Below are 1,034 nucleotides of genomic sequence, written 5' to 3' on the forward strand. Positions count from 1 at the left end.
GCTCCGCTTTTTGGTTTGGGGTCACGGGTTCTACCCCGGGGGGGGGGGGCCCCCCGGGGGGGGGGGGTGCCCCCGGCCCCTCGGCCATTCCCGGCGCGACCGCGGCCTTCCGGTGTGACTCCGGTCACACCGACTTGAATCTCACACCGGTGTCAGCTCCTAGGCTCGTCCCGACGAACCGGACCAGCCGAGAGGGCCACCGACATGAACGCCGCCCACCCCCAGCCCGCCGCCGGCGGCAACGACTACAACCGCCAGGTGATCGCCGAGTTCCGGGCGGCCGAGGGCGTGGTCGGCGGTGACTTCGCCGGCAAGACCCTGCTGCTGCTCACCACCCGCGGCCGGCGCAGCGGCGAGTCCCGCACCACCCCGCTGGTGTACCTGAAGGACGACGGGCGGGTGATCGTCTTCGCCCTGAACGGCGGCGCGCCGGCCGACCCGGCCTGGTACCGCAACCTCGCCGACATCCCCGAGGTGACCGTCGAACTCGGCCCCGACACCTTCGCCGCGCGGGCCGTTCCGCTCGACGCGGGCGAGCACGAGGCCGTCTGGGCCCGGCAGATCGCGGTGGAGCCGCTGTTCGCGGAATTCCGCGCCCGAACCACCCGTGTGGTGCCGCTGGTGGAGCTGCGCCCGGCCGGCTGAGCCGGGACGGCGCCGAGGACGGTGCCGGTTCCCTCTTAACCTTCCCGAGAGTCACGCTTAAGGTGTCTTTCCAGGGGGCGAGGGGAGGGGGCCGGTATCGTGCGCGGACCGAGGACGGGGGCCTTCCCCCTGGCATTGCTGGTCGGGGTGACGACCGGCGCCCTGCTGTCCCAGTTGCTGCCCGCTCCCGAGGAGCTCGGCGGGCCGTCGGTGGCCCTGCCGGCCGCCCCGGACCGGGGACTGGTCGACCTGTTGCCGGGGCCGGCGGCCCCCGCACCCGCACCCGGCGCGCCGTCCGGTGCCGACCCCGGCGCCGGCACGCCGCCCGCACCCGCCGACCAGGGGGCCGGCGCCGGGGCGTCCGCGCCCCCGGCCGCCCCGTCAGGGCC

General features: G+C 75.8%; 1 protein-coding gene and 1 pseudogene. Both read left to right on the forward strand.

Features of this window, described 5'->3' with window-relative positions; translation table 11 throughout:
• Nucleotides 1–204: 204 nt before the first annotated feature.
• Nucleotides 205–645 (forward strand): nitroreductase/quinone reductase family protein, encoded by a 441-nt coding sequence (locus ACFVVU_RS29210; protein ID WP_380715288.1) that lies wholly within the window; start codon nucleotides 205–207, stop codon nucleotides 643–645.
• A gap of 99 nt (nucleotides 646–744) precedes the next feature.
• Nucleotides 745–1,034, forward strand: a pseudogene (locus ACFVVU_RS29215) (hypothetical protein); the annotation flags it as partial.

The organism is Kitasatospora sp. NPDC057965 (assembly GCF_042887135.1).
Classification (GTDB): Bacteria; Actinomycetota; Actinomycetes; order Streptomycetales; family Streptomycetaceae; genus Kitasatospora.

Coding starts and splice junctions, on each gene's coding strand:
- ACFVVU_RS29210 (WP_380715288.1), top strand. CDS start 205: ATGAACGCCGCCCACCCCCAGCCCGCCGCCGGCGGCAACGACTACAAC.